This is a genomic window from Geobacillus sp. E263 (assembly GCF_007197795.1).
Classification (GTDB): Bacteria; Bacillota; Bacilli; order Bacillales; family Anoxybacillaceae; genus Parageobacillus_B; species Parageobacillus_B toebii.
The window spans coordinates 1,145,844-1,162,150 of record NZ_CP041632.1; the positions used below are offsets into that span (position 1 = coordinate 1,145,844).

Genomic DNA, 16,307 nt, shown 5'->3' on the forward strand with positions numbered 1-16,307 from the left:
GGAGATATCCTGTTTTATGGGAGAGCGGAGAAATCCGCATACAAAGCGTGATTTTTCTTGCGGCGAATTTTCGGATGCCAATCACGCTGTTTGTTCGCTGTCGGATGTGTATTTGCGGAAAGAGAAAGTTCTCTTTCCGCATCATTGTAAGTATCCTATCGATGCATTTCGTATACGGAAGATTTCGTATGCTGACGGAGCCATTCATATTCTTCCTCTGTTAAGCGTGGGGCGGAAGCGGCGTTTATGTTTTCGATGAGCTGCTCGACGCTGCTCGCTCCTGGAATGATAGCGGCAACAACCGGATCATATAAACAAAACTGCAGCGCCGTTGCGGTGAACGAACGGTGTTCGGCCGTTTTCGCTTTTAACTTTGGAAGCAGCGTCTGCAATTCCTCATATGTATAATCAAGATAACCGTTTTTCTTGACGGAATCGCTCGCCGCCTCTAGCGGCCGCTCTGTGAGCAATCCTTTCGCGACAGGTCCGCGGGCGATGACGCTGATGTTGTGTTCGCGCAAAAGCGGAAACCACTCTTCTGGTCGGCGGTCAAGCAGGCTGTATTGCATCATGACGCTGACGATATTGGAACGTTTTACATATTCACGAATAACGTTTGGACGAATCGAGGAAATGCCGTAATAGCGGATCACCCCTTCTTGTTTTAATTCTTCGAACGCTTCAATCGTTTCGTCGATCGGGTCATCGATCGTACCGCCGTGAAGCTGATATAAGTCAATGTAATCCGTTTGCAGACGGCGCAAGCTTTCTTTTACTTCCGATTTAATGTATTTTTTGGATGGATCCCAAAACCAGCCGTCTTTTCCGTCTTCCCAGCGGTTGCCCACTTTTGTTGCAAGGATGACTTGATCGCGTTTTCCTTTGATTGCTTTTCCGACAAATTCTTCATTTAGTCCGCGGTCATAAAGGTCGGCCGTGTCTAAATAGTTAATGCCCCGTTCTAACGCCTCATGAATAATGCGAATCGCTTTTTTTTCGTCCGTGCCAAGCGACATGCAGCCGAGCCCGATTTCGCTGACATATAAATCCGATAAGCCGATGCGGCGCTTTTGCATGATGCGGATCCTCCTTTAATTAAAATAATCATTTTTTTCATTGTACACCCGAAAGTAAAACTTGCTCAAATGATGTAGTACAATAAGTTGGGAAAGATATTATTAGATGGGAGAGAAGAAAATGGACCATTTAGTGGAAAAAACGATACGCAAAGAAAAAATATTTAGCGGCAAAGTAGTTCAATTGTATGTGGAAGACGTACAGCTGCCAAATGGGAAAACGAGCAAACGGGAAGTTATTAAACATCCAGGAGCGGTGGCCATTATCCCAATTACAAAAGAAGGAAAGCTAGTGCTCGTTCGACAATACCGAAAAGCACTGGAACGGGTATTAGTAGAAATTCCGGCGGGCAAGTTAGAAAAAGGGGAGGAGCCGCTTGCCACAGCACAGCGTGAATTAGAAGAGGAAACAGGCTGCCGCGCCCAGTCGATGCGCCATATCGTGTCATTTTATACATCGCCGGGATTTGCCGATGAGCTGATTCACTTATATATGGCGGAAGGGCTGGAGAAATTGGAAGATGCCGTATCGCTCGATGAAGATGAATTCGTCGATATTTTAGAAGTGACGTTGGAGGAGGCGCTGGAAATGCTTGAAAAACGCGAGATTTATGATGCCAAAACAGCATATGCGCTGCAATATTTGCAATTGCGTCGTGTCCTAGGAGAAGAAAATGCATAACTATTATGTTGATTTACATATCCATATCGGCCGCACCGCTTCCGGAAGGCCAGTAAAAATTACAGGTGCAAAAACATTAACGCTCACAAACATTTTACACGACGCAGTACATGTAAAAGGATTAAATATGGTTGGCATTATTGACTGCCATGTTCCGGAAGTGCTTGATGAGTTGGAACGGGGAATGGAAGAGAAAGGGTGGAAAGAGCACGATGGCGGCGGTGTTGCGATCGATTCTGTCACGTTATTGTTAGGAAGCGAAATCGAAATATATGATGAGCATTGTCAAGGCCCTATTCACGTGCTTATCTTTTTACCGACGATTGCGGCAATGCGTACGTTTTCTGCATGGCTAAAAAAGCGTGTGAAAAACATTTCCCTCAGTTCGCAGCGCATGTACGGAACGGGCCGTGAATTACAGGCGTTTGTAAAACAATTAGGCGGTTTATTTGTTACAGCGCATGCGTTTACTCCGTTTAAAAGTTTGTATGGCAAAGGAGTGAAAAAAAGCTTGACCGAGGTGTTCGACCCTGATGCCATTGATGCGATAGAACTGGGGTTAAGCGCTGATACCGAGATGGCCGACCAAATCGCCGAACTGCATCGCTATCCATACCTTTCCAACTCCGATGCCCATTCGCTGCGAAAATTGGCGCGTGAATACCAAGTGATCCGCATGAACGCTCCAACGTTTGCCGAATTAAAAAAAGCGTTGCGAAATCAGGAGGAAAGAGCGATTATCGCCAACTATGGGTTAAATCCGAAACTAGGAAAGTATCATCAAACGACATGTGAACGATGTTTCAAGCCGATGAGCCCTCGCGAAAAACAATGCCCATCATGCGGCCATCACCGGCAAATTAAAGGAGTGTTTGACCGTCTTAAGGAGCTAAAAACAGGCGGAACGCCACCGGAACGCCCGCCGTATATTTATCAAGTACCGCTTGAGTTTATTCCAGGGCTTGGACCGAAAACATACGAAAAATTGCTCGCCCGTTTCGGTACAGAAATGTACGTACTCCACCAAGCGACAGAAGAAGAACTAAAACAGAGCATAGGGGAAAAACTGGCAAAACTCATTATTCTCGCACGCAGAGGAGAGCTTTCGATCCAAGCAGGGGGCGGCGGAAAATACGGCAAAATCGCTTCGGAATAGAAGCGATTTTTTTGTATTTATGGAGGTTATCTTCTCTTTCTTTTCTTGCAAATCAGTCATACATCGAAGAATATTTCATACAATCTACTAAGAGGGTCAACTACCCAACAGCTAAAGCCGTGGGCTTGCAGCTAGCCTAATTGGCTGCCGCGTTCGGCTGGTTGACAGCAGCCCTGCGGATGTTTTCCGCAGCCACGTTGTCGGCAGGGGCAGCGTACCCACAAGCTCGACAACAAAACTGATCCCTTGACGGTCTGTTTTCTTTGGCCACATGTCCGCAAACCGGACAGGTGCGGGAAGTATTTTTTGGATGAACCAATACCACCGGCACGCCAGCGATCGCCGCTTTATACTCAATAAACTTTCTCAACTGATAAAAAGACCAAGAAGAGTGTTGACGACGCTGTTGCTTTTTAACCGTTTTCTCGGTGCGTTGGCGGATGCCCTTTAAATCTTCAAGGGCAATGCCGCATCCGAGTGCCTTTGCCTTTTCAACAATCTTCTTGCTAATGCAGTGGTTCACATCACGGGCAAATAGTTTTTCCTTCTTGGAACGCTTTTTAAGCAGGCGTTTCGCTGACTTGGTGCCTTTCTTTTGGAGTTTGGCGCGAAGTTTCGCATGGCGGCGGCGCAGCCCGTTGACCTTCGAGCCGGAAAATACCTCACCGGTGCTATCGACGGCGATATTAATGATGCCAAGGTCCACACCGATAAATCCGTTTTCGGAATTGGGCTGGTCTTCGGGAACGTCCACCACGAGCAGTAAATAAAAAATACCGTTTTGAAGGACTAAATCGGCTTGACCCCGAACACGGTTGCCGCACAGCAAACCTTGATGGTAGCGGCTAATGACCATAGGGATTTCCATTCTTCCTTGCAAGGTAAGGATGGAAGCATACTCTAACTCTTTAAAGGACAGGATTCTTTCATCATACACGATGGCACCGGTTTCTTTAAAGTTATGCAAGGTTTTTTTATCCAAACGATAGCTTTCCGACACTTTGCCGATGGCACGAACGGTCATTTGGGCAGAGAGGCCAAATTTTTCCCTGACGTCATAGTAGCAAAGCCGCTGGATTTTCGTTTTGGAAAAGGTTCTGGAGCGAAAAGCAATCTCGCTAATATAGTTGCATGCTTGGTTAAACCGTTTCATTGTTTCCAGCAGCGCATGAAACTGTTCAAGAGTTGGCATTAATTTAATCTTGAGAGTGCAGAGCATTCTTGATTCACCTACCTTTCTAAATCCAGTGTACTTATACTGAACGAAAAATTCAATATATACTGAAAATATAAACCCCGCCTTCCTTCCACAGCTAAAGCAGTGGGCTTCCGGCGGATGTTCTCGTGATAGGGGGAAGAAAAAGATGAGAAGACATCCGGTAAAATCAATGATCGCTGTACATATGCGCGAGCATGCTCCTGTGTATTTATTTGTGATTGTGCTATTTTTAATGGGAGTGATTTTTGGAGCGATTGTTGTCAACAGTTTAAACTTTAGCCAGAAACAAGATTTATACTACTATTTAACGCAATTTTTTGGACAAGTATCAAAAGGAAATATTGCAAGCGCCCACGATATGTTTCAACAAAGTTATTTTCATAATTTAAAATATGTCGCTTTAATGTGGGTGCTGGGCATTTCAATTATAGGATTGCCTATTATTTTAATTTTGCTATTTTTAAAAGGAGTTGTTGTCGGATTTACTGTCGGATTTTTGGTGAACCAAATGGGATGGCAAGGGTTTTTATTATCTTTTGTGTCTGTAATGCCGCAAAATTTAATTATCATTCCAGCTTTTGTAATCATGGGAGTGATTTCTGTTTCCTTTTCATTGCAAATGGTGCGCAATCAATTTATGAAACGGGGACATGAACCAATTTTTCCGATGATTATGCGCTATACGATGGCGATGATGTTGATTAGTGTGAGTCTGCTCGTTTCCTCATCCCTAGAGGCATACGTATCACCGTTATTTATGAAACAAGTAATCGAGATGGTCGGACATAAATAATTATTTCTATTATATAATAACCATTTTTGTTCTTTTATAATAATAATTTTATTTTGATACTTCCCTCTTTCTTTTGTTATAATGGTAGTTGAATGACGTGGGAGGGAATAAAAGATGGAAGATCGAGTCGACCGAATTAAAAAGCAATTGCATACCGCCGGTTATAAATTAACACCGCAGCGAGAAGCAACAGTACGTGTCTTGTTAGAACATGAGGAAGATCATTTAAGCGCAGAAGACGTCTACCTCCTCGTTAAAGAAAAATCTCCAGAAATCGGATTAGCTACTGTATATCGTACACTCGAGCTGTTAACCGAACTAAAAATTGTCGATAAAATCAATTTTGGGGATGGTGTATCTCGCTACGATCTGCGCAAAGAAGGAGCAGCTCACTTTCATCATCATTTAGTTTGTATTGAATGTGGGTCAGTAGCGGAAATTCAAGAAGATTTATTAGAGGAAGTAGAAGAAATTGTGGAACGAGACTGGAAGTTTAAAATTAAAGACCATCGCCTAACGTTTCATGGCATTTGTTATCGTTGCCAACAAAAACATGAGGAAGAACAAAATAAAAAGTAAAAAACCTTTTCCGATGGGAAAGGTTTTTTTATGGTATAAAAGAAAAAAAACATGGCATATCCTCATAGTAAGCATGATTGGAAATGAGGAGGAACGGCCATGAAAACGATATGGCAGATGATAAAAGTATTTCTTTTATTTACGGGGTGTACGATTTTATTTTATTATAGTCTTATATGGTTCAATCGAGAATACGATAATTACCACCGTTATGATGAGCCACAAGGATCAGCGGTGAAAGTTTCAGCCGTCGAAAACTCGACATTGGAATGGATGGATCGACTATTATTTTTCTATCGCAATGGGGAGTAGAGAAATGTTGGAATATGAATTGAAAGATTTTCTGCATTATTTGACGGTAGAGCGAAATTTGGCAAAAAATACGATTATTTCTTATGAAAGAGATTTAAAAAAGTATGCGCATTATTTGCGCCACGTCGAGCAAATTCAATCGTGGAATGACGTGACGCGCCTTCATATTATGCAATTTTTAAAGTTTTTAAAGGAAAAAGGAAACTCTCCAAAGACGATTGCGCGCCATATTGCATCGATCCGTTCGTTTCATCAATTTCTTCTTCGTGAAAAAGTAGCGGAACAAGACCCATCGGTGCATATCGAATCACCGCAAATGGAGCGGACGTTGCCAAAAGTGCTGTCGCTCGAAGAAGTCGAGGCGCTCTTAGAAGCGCCGAAAACGAATACACCAATCGGCGTTCGCGATAAAGCGATGCTAGAATTATTGTACGCGACCGGAATGCGTGTCAGCGAGCTTGTGAACTTAAATCTTTCCGATGTGCATTTGACAATGGGGTTTGTCCGCTGTTACGGGAAAGGGAAGAAGGAGCGCATCGTGCCGGTCGGCAGCATGGCGTTAAACGCATTAAAAGTATATCTTGAAACCGCGCGTCCGAAGCTAATCAACTCGAAAAAAAGGGCAACCGATGCATTATTTTTAAACCATCATGGCGAACGTTTGACACGGCAAGGTTTTTGGAAGATTTTGAAGAAACTCGCGAAAGAAGCAAACATCGAAAAAGAGCTGACACCGCATACACTAAGGCATTCATTCGCCACCCATCTCCTTGAAAATGGCGCCGATTTGCGCGCCGTGCAGGAATTATTAGGCCATGCCGATATTTCAACAACGCAAATTTATACGCACGTTACGAAAACGCGTTTAAAAGATGTGTATAAGCAATACCATCCACGTGCATAGCTTTCTGTTGCTTGCAAGAAACACCCGCTTGTGGCGAGCGGGTGTTTTGTTTTGGCACTCCGCATCTCTGTTTTTCATTGTGCTCTTTTCTGTTTTTTATTGCGCATAATTATGAAAACGTTTTATAATATGGTTGTCAGACTTCTGACCAATATAATGTTGATGTGTGAATAAGTGTTTTGGGAATGATAAAAAAGATAGATCATTTGATGAAGACAGGAGGCATAATAATGGGTTATACATACAAACGGGTATTTTTAATTGTCATGGACTCTGTCGGCATTGGAGAAGCGCCAGATGCCGAAAAGTATAATGATAAAGGTGCGGATACGCTTGGACATATTGCTGAGTATCGTGGCGGATTGCATATGCCAAACATGGCGAAGCTCGGCTTAAGCAACATTCGCGAAATTAAAGGCATTCCGAAAGCAGAAAAACCGCTAGCCTATTACACAAAAATGCAAGAGGCATCCGCCGGAAAAGATACGATGACGGGTCACTGGGAAATTATGGGACTTCATATTGACAAACCGTTCCAAGTGTTCCCAAATGGTTTCCCAAAAGAATTGATTGACGAATTGGAAAAACGAACGGGCCGAAAAGTTATCGGAAACAAACCGGCAAGCGGTACGGCGATTATTGAAGAGCTTGGCAAAGAGCATATGGAAACAGGGGCACTCATCGTTTATACTTCGGCGGATTCCGTATTGCAAATTGCTGCACACGAAGAAGTGGTTCCGCTTGAAGAACTGTATCACATTTGCAAAATTGCTCGTGAATTAACGCTTGATGAAAAATATATGGTCGGCCGCGTGATCGCTCGTCCGTTCATCGGCACGCCTGGCAATTTCCAGCGCACAGCGAACCGGCATGATTATGCGTTAAAACCGTTCGGCCGTACAGTAATGAACGAATTAAAAGACGCGGGATATGAAGTGATCGCAATCGGAAAAATTTCCGATATTTATGATAATGAAGGAGTTACGCAATCGTTGCGGACAAAATCCAATATGGACGGAATGGATAAATTGGTAGACACGCTGAAAATGGATTTCACCGGACTCAGTTTCGTCAATCTCGTTGATTTTGATGCACTGTACGGCCATCGCCGCGATCCAAAAGGATACGGGGATGCGCTTGAGGAGTTTGACGCCCGTCTTTCCGACGTGTTTCCTCTTTTGAAGGATGACGATCTGCTGATCATTACGGCTGACCATGGAAATGATCCAGTCCACCACGGTACAGACCATACTCGTGAATACGTACCGCTTCTTGTCTATAGTCCAAGCATGAACGGCGGAAAAGAGCTGCCGCTTCGTAAAACATTTGCCGATGTTGGCGCAACCATTGCAGAAAACTTTCAAGTGAACATGCCGCCGCACGGAACAAGCTTTTTAGCTGATTTGAAATAGGAGGATGGAAATCATGAATAAACAGGCGATTGAAAAAGCAGCTCGTTATTTGCAAGATAAATTCCCGACACCGCCCCGAATTGGTTTAATTCTTGGATCGGGTCTTGGCGTGCTCGCGGATGAAATCGAACAAGCGGTAAAAATTCCGTATGAACAAATTCCAGAGTTTCCTGTTTCTACAGTGGAAGGGCATGCCGGCCGGCTTGTTTACGGCCAGCTTGAAGGTGCGACCGTTGTCGCCATGCAAGGACGTTTCCACTACTATGAAGGGTACAGCATGGATCAAGTGACATTCCCCATCCGCGTGATGAAAGCGCTCGGCGTCAAAGAGCTAATCGTAACGAACGCGGCAGGAGGGGTGAATGAACGGTTTCAGCCGGGGGATTTAATGATTATTACGGACCATATCAATAACATGGGCACTAACCCATTAATCGGCCCGAATCACCCAGAGCTTGGTGTGCGCTTTCCGGATATGACGGAAGCTTATAGCAAGCGGCTGCGCAGCATTGCAAAAGAGGTAGCGGCGAATCTCCACATTCCGATTCAAGAGGGAGTTTATGTAGCGAATACCGGTCCTTCTTACGAAACGCCAGCAGAAATCCGCATGATTCGCGCGATTGGCGGTGACGCGGTCGGCATGTCGACCGTACCGGAAGTGATTGTTGCGCGCCATGCGCAAATGGAAGTATTGGGCATTTCTTGCATCTCCAATATGGCGGCAGGGATTTTAGATCAGCCGCTTACGCACGATGAGGTCATAGAAACGACGGAAAAAGTAAAAGCAAACTTTTTGCGGTTAGTCAAAGCGATTGTCGCCGAAATGGCAAAAAACGAAAAAGGTGATATTGTATGAGAATGGTGGATTTAATCGCGAAAAAAAGGGATGGTTACGCTCTTACAAAAGAGGAAATTGAATTTATCATTCGCGGCTATACAAACGGGGATATTCCGGATTATCAAATGAGCGCATTTGCGATGGCGGTGTTTTTCCGCGGCATGACCGAAGAAGAAACGGCGGCGCTGACGATGGCGATGGTTCATTCGGGAGATGTCATTGATTTATCGAAAATCGAAGGAATTAAAGTCGATAAACACTCAACCGGCGGCGTCGGCGATACGACAACGCTAGTGTTAGGCCCGCTCGTTGCGTCTGTCGGTGTGCCGGTCGCGAAAATGTCGGGCCGCGGCCTCGGGCATACAGGCGGGACGATTGATAAATTAGAATCGGTTCCTGGTTTTCATGTAGAAATCGATAATGACCAATTTATTGAGCTTGTTAATAAAAATAAAATCGCGATTATCGGCCAGACAGGCAATTTAACACCGGCTGATAAAAAGCTGTATGCGCTCCGCGACGTCACCGCGACGGTAAACAGCATTCCGCTCATCGCTTCGTCGATTATGAGCAAAAAAATCGCCGCTGGTGCGGATGCGATTGTTTTAGATGTCAAAACAGGCGCTGGTGCATTTATGAAAGATTTAGAAGGGGCAAAACAACTCGCAAAAGCGATGGTTGAAATCGGCAAGCGCGTCGGCCGGAAAACGATGGCGGTTATTTCCGATATGAGCCAGCCGCTCGGATACGCAGTTGGCAACGCGCTCGAAGTAAAAGAAGCGATTGATACACTCAAAGGAAAAGGGCCGGAAGATTTACAAGAGCTATGTTTGACGCTTGGAAGCTATATGGTATATTTAGCGGAAAAAGCATCTTCATTAGAGGAAGCGCGTGCGTTATTAGAAACATCGATTCAAGAAGGAAAAGCGCTAGAAACGTTCAAAGTGTTTCTAAAAGCGCAAGGCGGCGATGCATCGGTTGTCGATGACCCATCCAAACTGCCGCAAGCAAAATATCAATGGGAGTTAGAAGCTCCGGAAGATGGATATGTCGCGGAGATTATTGCTGACGAAGTTGGAACAGCCGCGATGCTGCTTGGAGCGGGAAGGGCGACGAAAGAATCGGCGATCGACCTTTCTGTGGGACTTGCCTTGCGTAAAAAAGTCGGCGATCCAGTGAAAAAAGGGGAATCGCTTGTTACGATTTACAGCAATACGGAAAATATCGAAGAAGTGAAACAAAAACTTGCTAAAAGCATCCGAATCTCCCAAATTCCTGTTGCCAAACCAACGCTCATATATGAAACGATTTCATAAAAGGAGGCTGTGATCAGCCTCCATTTTTTTTTGGACAAAATCTGCTGAAATTCATTGCTTCTATTGTATAAAAATATCTTATTTGGAAAAAATGGCATGTATAAAGAATGGAGGTTTGGGAGATGAAGAAGCTATTTATTCGCTTACTTCTTTTTGCGTCTATTTTCATATTGCCAATTTCCGCCAACATCCATGCGGAAGAAAACAAGACAAACACACGAGGGATTCAGCTTGCCAATGATGCAAAATCGGCTATTTTGATTGAACGGGATACCGGAACTGTCTTGTATGAAAAAAACGCCCATAAAAAACTGCCGCCGGCTAGTATGACAAAAATTATGACAATGCTTCTCATTATGGAAGCGATTGATAAGGGAGAGCTTTCTTATAAGGAAAAAGTGCGGGCGAGCGAATATGCCGCATCCATGGGTGGATCGCAAATCTTTTTAGAGCCTGGGGAAGAAATGACGGTGGATGAACTATTGCGTGGAATTGCAATCGGTTCAGGCAATGATGCGTCAGTCGCCATGGCCGAACGAATCGCGGGATCTGAAGAAGCTTTTGTCGAGATGATGAACAAGAAAGCGAAAGAACTTGGTTTGAAAAACACTTCGTTTCAAAATTCGACAGGGTTGCCTGCCGAAGGACATTATAGCAGCGCGTATGACATGGCGATGATGGCGCGAGAATTGCTTAAATATGAAGATATTACGAAGTATACCGGAATATATGAAGATTATTTGCGAGAAAACACGGATAAAAAGTTTTGGCTTGTCAATACAAACCGGCTTGTGAAATTTTATCCAGGAGTGGATGGATTAAAAACAGGATTCACAAGCGAAGCGAAATACTGCTTAACCGCGACGGCGAAAAAGAATGGCATGCGCGTCATTGCTGTCGTATTTGGAGCATCGACGCCAAAGGATCGCAATGCGCAAATTACGAAAATGCTTGATTATGCGTTTAGTCAATACAAAACACATCCAGTTTATAAACGGAACGAAATCATTGCTCGTGTCAATGTAAGTAAAGGAAAGAAAAAAGCGATTGCTCTTGTTACATCAGAGCCAATCTCTGTATTAACGAAAAAAGGACAATCTATCGATCAAATAGAAAAAGTGATCCAAACAAAAGAAAACGTAAAAGCGCCAATTAAAAAAGGAGACGAGCTTGGTGTACTGATTTTAAAACAAGATGGAAAAGAACTGCTGCGGAGTCCAATTGTTGCGAAAGAAAATGTAGCAGAAGCAAGCTGGTGGGATTTATTTAAACGGACGTTGCAAAATTTTACGAAATCCGCATAAACATTGTCAGCTTTTGTAGTAGGTTTTCTACATTTAGCGAATCGACACTAGTTTTGTCATCAAGCAGGATTTTTATCGGAATGTAGCGAAACTTCTCCCTATCCGAAATGAACAAGGGGGAAAACGCTGTGAGTCTGATGATGGACTTTGAAGTAAAACAAGACGTATTAATCATTCGACTTTCAGGAGAGCTTGACCATCATACAGCCGAAGAACTTCGGGAAAAAGTAACGGATACGATGGAAAGAGAGTCGATTCGCCATATTGTGTTTAATTTAGAACATTTGACGTTTATGGATAGCTCCGGACTTGGAGTGATTTTAGGACGTTATAAACAAATTAAAAACCTTGGCGGAGAAATGATTGTATGCTCCATTTCTCCAACGGTAAAACGCCTGTTTGAAATGTCTGGGCTGTTTAAAATTATTCGTTTAGAAAACAATGAACAATTCGCATTAGAGACATTGGGGGTGGCATAATGCGAAACGAAATGCACCTCCAATTCTCCGCACTTAGCCAAAATGAATCGTTTGCCCGCGTTACGGTCGCTGCGTTTGTGGCACAGCTTGATCCGACAATGGATGAACTAACGGAAATCAAAACCGTTGTCTCTGAAGCGGTGACCAACGCGATTATTCACGGATATAATAACGATCCAAACGGAATCGTATATATTTCCGTTGTGATTGAAGACGGAGTCGTACATTTAACCATTAAAGATGAAGGGGTTGGCATTGCCAATATTGAAGAGGCGCGCCAGCCATTGTTTACAACAAAGCCAGAATTAGAGCGATCTGGAATGGGATTTACCATCATGGAAAACTTTATGGATGAAGTCGTCGTGCAGTCGGAAGTGAACAAAGGCACAACCGTTTATTTGAAGAAATATATAACGAAGAGCAAAGCCTTATGTAACTAAGGGAGACATGCCTATGGATGTCGATGTCAAGCAAGATCAGACGCCAATAAAAGATCAAGAAATGAAGGAGCTTATTCGCCGCAGCCAAGAAGGCGACCAAGAGGCGCGCGATGAAATTATTGAAAAAAACATGCGCCTCGTTTGGTCGGTCGTCCAGCGCTTTTTAAACCGCGGCTACGAGCCGGACGATTTATTTCAAATTGGCTGTATCGGCTTGTTAAAGTCTGTCGATAAGTTTGATTTATCGTATGATGTTAAATTTTCCACATATGCCGTACCGATGATTATCGGCGAAATCCAGCGGTTTATTCGCGATGATGGAACGGTAAAAGTGAGCCGTTCTTTAAAAGAAATGGGCAATAAAATCCGGAAAGCGAAAGATGAGCTCTCGAAAAAACAGGGACGAGCACCAACAGTTACGGAAATTGCTGATTATTTGGAGATTTCTCCGGAGGATGTAGTGCTTGCCCAAGAGGCGATCCGTTCACCTGCTTCCATTCACGAAACAGTGTACGAAAACGATGGCGATCCGATCACACTTCTTGATCAAATCGCTGATTCGGATGAAGTATCATGGTTTGATAAAATCGCGTTAAAAAAAGCGATCGAAGAACTAGACGAACGAGAACGGCTCATTGTATATTTACGCTATTATAAAGATCAAACACAATCAGAAGTGGCATCTAGATTAGGCATCTCTCAAGTGCAAGTGTCCCGGCTTGAAAAAAAGATTTTACAGCAAATAAAGGAGAGAATGGATGGGTAGACATCCATTCTTTTTTATTTTTATGAAATTGCTGGTAAACATTGTATCATCGTATGATTCCTTTTTTGCTCCAACATACTAAAGAAAAGCAATATGCTTCGCCTTTTTACACATATGAAAAAACTACAAGGTTAAGGTGTGAGGCAGATGGAAAAAACCGTCTTTATTAAACTCCGGCATCGTGTTCAAGTGAAGCCGGGAGATGTTGTTACGATTGGCGATGTTGCGCAAATCATCGCAAATGATCGCGATGTAGCGGAGCAATTAAAAATAATTCCGCTATATAAAATTCAACCGAGTGATAAAAATATCGTCATTATTGATGTGATGAAAGTAATGCAAGCAATGATGGAAAGGGTTGGTTCATTAGATGTGCAAACAGTTGGACCATCGCAAACCATTATTGAAGTCGTTTATCAAAAGCGGCGTTTTTCCACTCCTTATTTTCTGCTTATATGGCTGTTGCTTTTCGTCGGATCCGCAATGGCCATTATGAATTTTCATGAAGATGTCAGCATGCAAGAAGTGCATCAACGTCTTTATGAGATGATGACCGGAAAAAAAATCGATAAGCCTTTGTTGCTGCAAATTCCTTATTCACTCGGATTAGGGATCGGAATGATTTTGTTTTTTAATCATGTGTTCCGCAAGCGAATTAATGAGGAGCCCAGCCCTCTTGAAGTCGAGATGTTTAATTATCAACAATCGTTAGATCAATACGTCATTTTACATGAAAACAAAGAGAGTATGAGAAAAATTGATGACGATTGAGATTTTAACCGTTATATTTGTCGGCTTCGCGGGAGGGCTTGCTGTTGGAACAGGATTTGTAGCGTTTTTAGTCGTTCTTGGCGTTATTCCCCGCTTAACGCAATTAACAAAAACGATGAAGCGGATTCGTGCTTATGAATGGAGCGCAGTAACTGGCGCGGTGGCAGGAGGATGGCTGAGCATGCGCCACTCTGTTTTATATATATCAAAATATTGGCTGATTCCAATTGGCTTACTGCATGGGGTATTTATCGGAATGCTCGCCGCCGCGCTGACGGAAGTGCTTAACGTATGGCCGATTTTAGCGAAACGCATTGGCGTTGATGATAAAATTGTCATTTTATTGATGGCGATCGTATTTGGAAAAATAGCTGGTTCGTTATTTCAATGGATCTATTTTGTTGATTATTTGCGATAAGGGGGAGAGAAAAACATGAATTTAAAAAAAAATTATCGCCAAGCGGTGAAAGCATTCCAGCCTAAACCCCCATATGTGTTTAACAGCTTAAAAGCGTTTGTTGTCGGCGGCGCGCTTTGTGCGATTACAGAGTGGTTCGCCAATTGGTACAGCCGTTTTCTGTCTATGCCGTTGCTTTCTGCTCAGCAGCTGGCGGTGATGACAATGATGTTTTTGGCGATTGTCCTCACGGGGGCGGGAAAGTATGACGATTTTAGTCAATTTGCGGGTGCAGGCGCTACTATACCGATGACTGGCTTCGCGAATGCGTTAGCAAGTGCCGCGCTCGAGCATCGAAGTGAAGGATGGACGGCGGGAATTGCCAGCCAAATGTTTAAATCAGGCGGTGCGGCGATTGTTTATGGCATTGTCGTTGCTTATCTACTTGGAATTTTATATTACATCATGTTTTAAGAAGAAAGAGGGATTTCCCATGAAGCTCGTTGGAAAGCAAACGTGGGTGTTCGAACATGATATTTACATTCAGGAAACTGGAACGGCAGTAGGACCGTTGGAAGCGGAAGGTCCGCTTCGAGCCAGCTTTGATATTACGCACGATGACTTATATTGTGGGGCAAAGACGTGGGAGTTGGCAGAGCGGCGTTTAATGCAAGAGGCGATTGTCGTTTGCCTGCAAAAAGGAAATATTTCATTCAACGATATCGACATTTTCCTTGCCGGAGATTTGCTGAATCAAAACGTCACTGCCAACTATGTCGCCCAAACGATTCCCACTCCGTTTTTAGGTATGTTTGGAGCTTGTTCTACTTCCATGCAGACAGTAGCTGTCGGCGCCGCGTTAATTGACGGCGGGTTTGCTGAAACAGTATTAGCGGCAACAAGTAGTCATAATGCCACGGCAGAACGGCAATTTCGTTATCCGACCGAATTGGGAGTACAAAAACCGGAAACAGCAACGTTTACTGTGACAGGTGCGGGAGCATTGGTCATGGGACGGAAAAGGGGAAGATGGCGCATTACTGCTGCTACAATCGGAAAAGTGATTGATGAGGGAATGACGAATCCTTTAGATATGGGATCGGCGATGGCACCTGCCGCCGCAAGCACGATTGAACAACATTTTATTGATTTAGGCGTTTCTCCCGAAGATTATGACTTAATTGTAACAGGGGATTTATCAAGAGTAGGAAGCGTTATTGTTAGACAGCTGCTTGCTGAATCAGGCTATGATGTAACGAGCAATTATAACGACTGTGGTTTAATGATTTACTGTCCGGATCAAAAAGTATTTGCCGGAGGCAGCGGATGTGCTTGCTGCGCGGTAGTAACATACGGGCATTTATTGAAAGAAATGGAACGCGGCGCGTTTCAAAAAATTTTCGTTGTCGCAACAGGAGCGCTATTTAGCCCAACGATGATGCAGCAAAAACAGTCGATTCCAGCTATTGCGCATGGTGTTGTGATTGAAGCGGCAAAGGGGGAATCATGATGGATTATGTAATGGCATTCATTGTTGGAGGAGCGATTTGTGCCATTGCCCAATCTTTAATGGATATTGGAAAGATTTCGCAAATGAAAATGATAAGCTTGCTTGTTGCGGTTGGCGCCATTTTGGGAATCAGCGGAATTTACGATCGACTTATTGCGATTGCCGGGGCAGGCGCTTCTCTTCCTATTACCGGTTTCGGTTATTTTCTCATTAAAGGGGTATTGGTACAAAAAGAGTCAAACGGATGGCTGGCCATTGGTGCAGGGATGTTTCAATTTGCCGGCGCCATTTTGTCATTTACCATTGTACTTTCATTTTTTACCGCTCTTATATGTAGGCCGAAAGGGTAATCG

The 16,307-nt window shown here is 43.7% G+C and carries 20 protein-coding genes; 18 read left to right on the forward strand and 2 right to left on the reverse strand.

From position 1 onward, the window contains the following. Positions 1-155: 155 nt before the first annotated feature. Positions 156-1,076: an aldo/keto reductase gene (locus FNL97_RS05885; protein WP_143415205.1), complete on the reverse strand. Its 921-nt coding sequence runs from the start codon at positions 1,074-1,076 to the stop codon at positions 156-158. Between the two features lie 121 nt (positions 1,077-1,197). Between FNL97_RS05885 and FNL97_RS05890 the strand changes: the two genes are divergently transcribed. Then, positions 1,198-1,758, forward strand: coding sequence for an NUDIX domain-containing protein (locus FNL97_RS05890; RefSeq protein ID WP_062752824.1), 561 nt, complete (start codon positions 1,198-1,200; stop codon positions 1,756-1,758). After that, positions 1,751-2,914: an endonuclease Q family protein gene (locus tag FNL97_RS05895; protein ID WP_143415206.1), complete on the forward strand. Its 1,164-nt coding sequence runs from the start codon at positions 1,751-1,753 to the stop codon at positions 2,912-2,914. Before FNL97_RS05890 ends, FNL97_RS05895 begins: the two co-directional genes overlap by 8 nt. A gap of 136 nt (positions 2,915-3,050) precedes the next feature. Here the strand turns inward: FNL97_RS05895 and FNL97_RS05900 are convergent, their stop codons facing one another. Beyond that, a complete protein-coding gene (locus tag FNL97_RS05900; protein WP_143415207.1) occupies positions 3,051-4,133 on the reverse strand; it encodes an RNA-guided endonuclease InsQ/TnpB family protein in 1,083 nt (360 codons plus the stop codon). Positions 4,134-4,278: 145 nt separating this feature from the next. On the opposite strand from FNL97_RS05900, the gene spoIIM reads away from it, so the two are divergent. From spoIIM to FNL97_RS05980, 16 genes are all read left to right on the forward strand, one after another. After that, positions 4,279-4,926, forward strand: coding sequence for a stage II sporulation protein M (gene spoIIM / locus FNL97_RS05905; RefSeq protein ID WP_015864388.1), 648 nt, complete (start codon positions 4,279-4,281; stop codon positions 4,924-4,926). Positions 4,927-5,040: 114 nt separating this feature from the next. Then, the gene (gene fur, locus FNL97_RS05910) at positions 5,041-5,505 is read left to right on the forward strand and encodes a ferric iron uptake transcriptional regulator (protein ID WP_015864387.1); all 465 of its coding nucleotides are present in this window, start codon (positions 5,041-5,043) and stop codon (positions 5,503-5,505) included. 99 nt (positions 5,506-5,604) lie between these two features. Next, positions 5,605-5,817, forward strand: coding sequence for a YqzK family protein (locus tag FNL97_RS05915; protein ID WP_015864386.1), 213 nt, complete (start codon positions 5,605-5,607; stop codon positions 5,815-5,817). A gap of 7 nt (positions 5,818-5,824) precedes the next feature. Next, positions 5,825-6,721, forward strand: coding sequence for a site-specific tyrosine recombinase XerD (gene xerD, locus FNL97_RS05920; protein WP_143416290.1), 897 nt, complete (start codon positions 5,825-5,827; stop codon positions 6,719-6,721). 230 nt (positions 6,722-6,951) lie between these two features. Next, entirely contained in the window at positions 6,952-8,133 is a 1,182-nt protein-coding gene (gene deoB / locus FNL97_RS05925) for a phosphopentomutase (RefSeq protein ID WP_015864384.1), read from the forward strand. A 13-nt stretch (positions 8,134-8,146) separates the two neighbouring features. Beyond that, on the forward strand, positions 8,147-8,989 hold the full coding sequence (locus FNL97_RS05930) for a purine-nucleoside phosphorylase (protein ID WP_015864383.1): 843 nt from the start codon (positions 8,147-8,149) through the stop codon (positions 8,987-8,989). After that, positions 8,986-10,287 (forward strand): pyrimidine-nucleoside phosphorylase, encoded by a 1,302-nt coding sequence (locus FNL97_RS05935; RefSeq protein ID WP_143415208.1) that lies wholly within the window; start codon positions 8,986-8,988, stop codon positions 10,285-10,287. Before FNL97_RS05930 ends, FNL97_RS05935 begins: the two co-directional genes overlap by 4 nt. A 122-nt stretch (positions 10,288-10,409) precedes the next feature. Further along, positions 10,410-11,591, forward strand: a complete 1,182-nt coding sequence (locus FNL97_RS05940) for a D-alanyl-D-alanine carboxypeptidase family protein (protein WP_062752816.1) — start codon at positions 10,410-10,412, stop codon at positions 11,589-11,591. Between the two features lie 137 nt (positions 11,592-11,728). Further along, positions 11,729-12,070, forward strand: coding sequence for an anti-sigma F factor antagonist (gene spoIIAA, locus FNL97_RS05945; RefSeq protein WP_373467274.1), 342 nt, complete (start codon positions 11,729-11,731; stop codon positions 12,068-12,070). Further along, positions 12,070-12,510 carry an anti-sigma F factor gene (gene spoIIAB, locus FNL97_RS05950; RefSeq protein WP_015864379.1) on the forward strand — a complete coding sequence of 147 codons (441 nt, stop codon included), beginning with the start codon at positions 12,070-12,072 and terminating at the stop codon, positions 12,508-12,510. Before spoIIAA ends, spoIIAB begins: the two co-directional genes overlap by 1 nt. A 13-nt stretch (positions 12,511-12,523) precedes the next feature. Beyond that, positions 12,524-13,276: an RNA polymerase sporulation sigma factor SigF gene (sigF, locus tag FNL97_RS05955; RefSeq protein ID WP_015864378.1), complete on the forward strand. Its 753-nt coding sequence runs from the start codon at positions 12,524-12,526 to the stop codon at positions 13,274-13,276. 147 nt (positions 13,277-13,423) lie between these two features. Further along, positions 13,424-14,047 carry a stage V sporulation protein AA gene (locus FNL97_RS05960; RefSeq protein ID WP_015864377.1) on the forward strand — a complete coding sequence of 208 codons (624 nt, stop codon included), beginning with the start codon at positions 13,424-13,426 and terminating at the stop codon, positions 14,045-14,047. Further along, positions 14,037-14,465 (forward strand): stage V sporulation protein AB, encoded by a 429-nt coding sequence (locus FNL97_RS05965; protein ID WP_089097886.1) that lies wholly within the window; start codon positions 14,037-14,039, stop codon positions 14,463-14,465. The genes FNL97_RS05960 and FNL97_RS05965 overlap by 11 nt, the downstream gene beginning before the upstream one ends. A gap of 15 nt (positions 14,466-14,480) precedes the next feature. Next, entirely contained in the window at positions 14,481-14,918 is a 438-nt protein-coding gene (locus FNL97_RS05970; RefSeq protein ID WP_015864375.1) for a SpoVA/SpoVAEb family sporulation membrane protein, read from the forward strand. 19 nt (positions 14,919-14,937) lie between these two features. Continuing rightward, positions 14,938-15,954 (forward strand): stage V sporulation protein AD, encoded by a 1,017-nt coding sequence (spoVAD, locus tag FNL97_RS05975; protein WP_062677621.1) that lies wholly within the window; start codon positions 14,938-14,940, stop codon positions 15,952-15,954. Beyond that, positions 15,954-16,304, forward strand: coding sequence for a SpoVA/SpoVAEb family sporulation membrane protein (locus FNL97_RS05980; RefSeq protein WP_062677622.1), 351 nt, complete (start codon positions 15,954-15,956; stop codon positions 16,302-16,304). The genes spoVAD and FNL97_RS05980 overlap by 1 nt, the downstream gene beginning before the upstream one ends. The last annotated feature ends 3 nt before the right edge of the window (positions 16,305-16,307 follow it).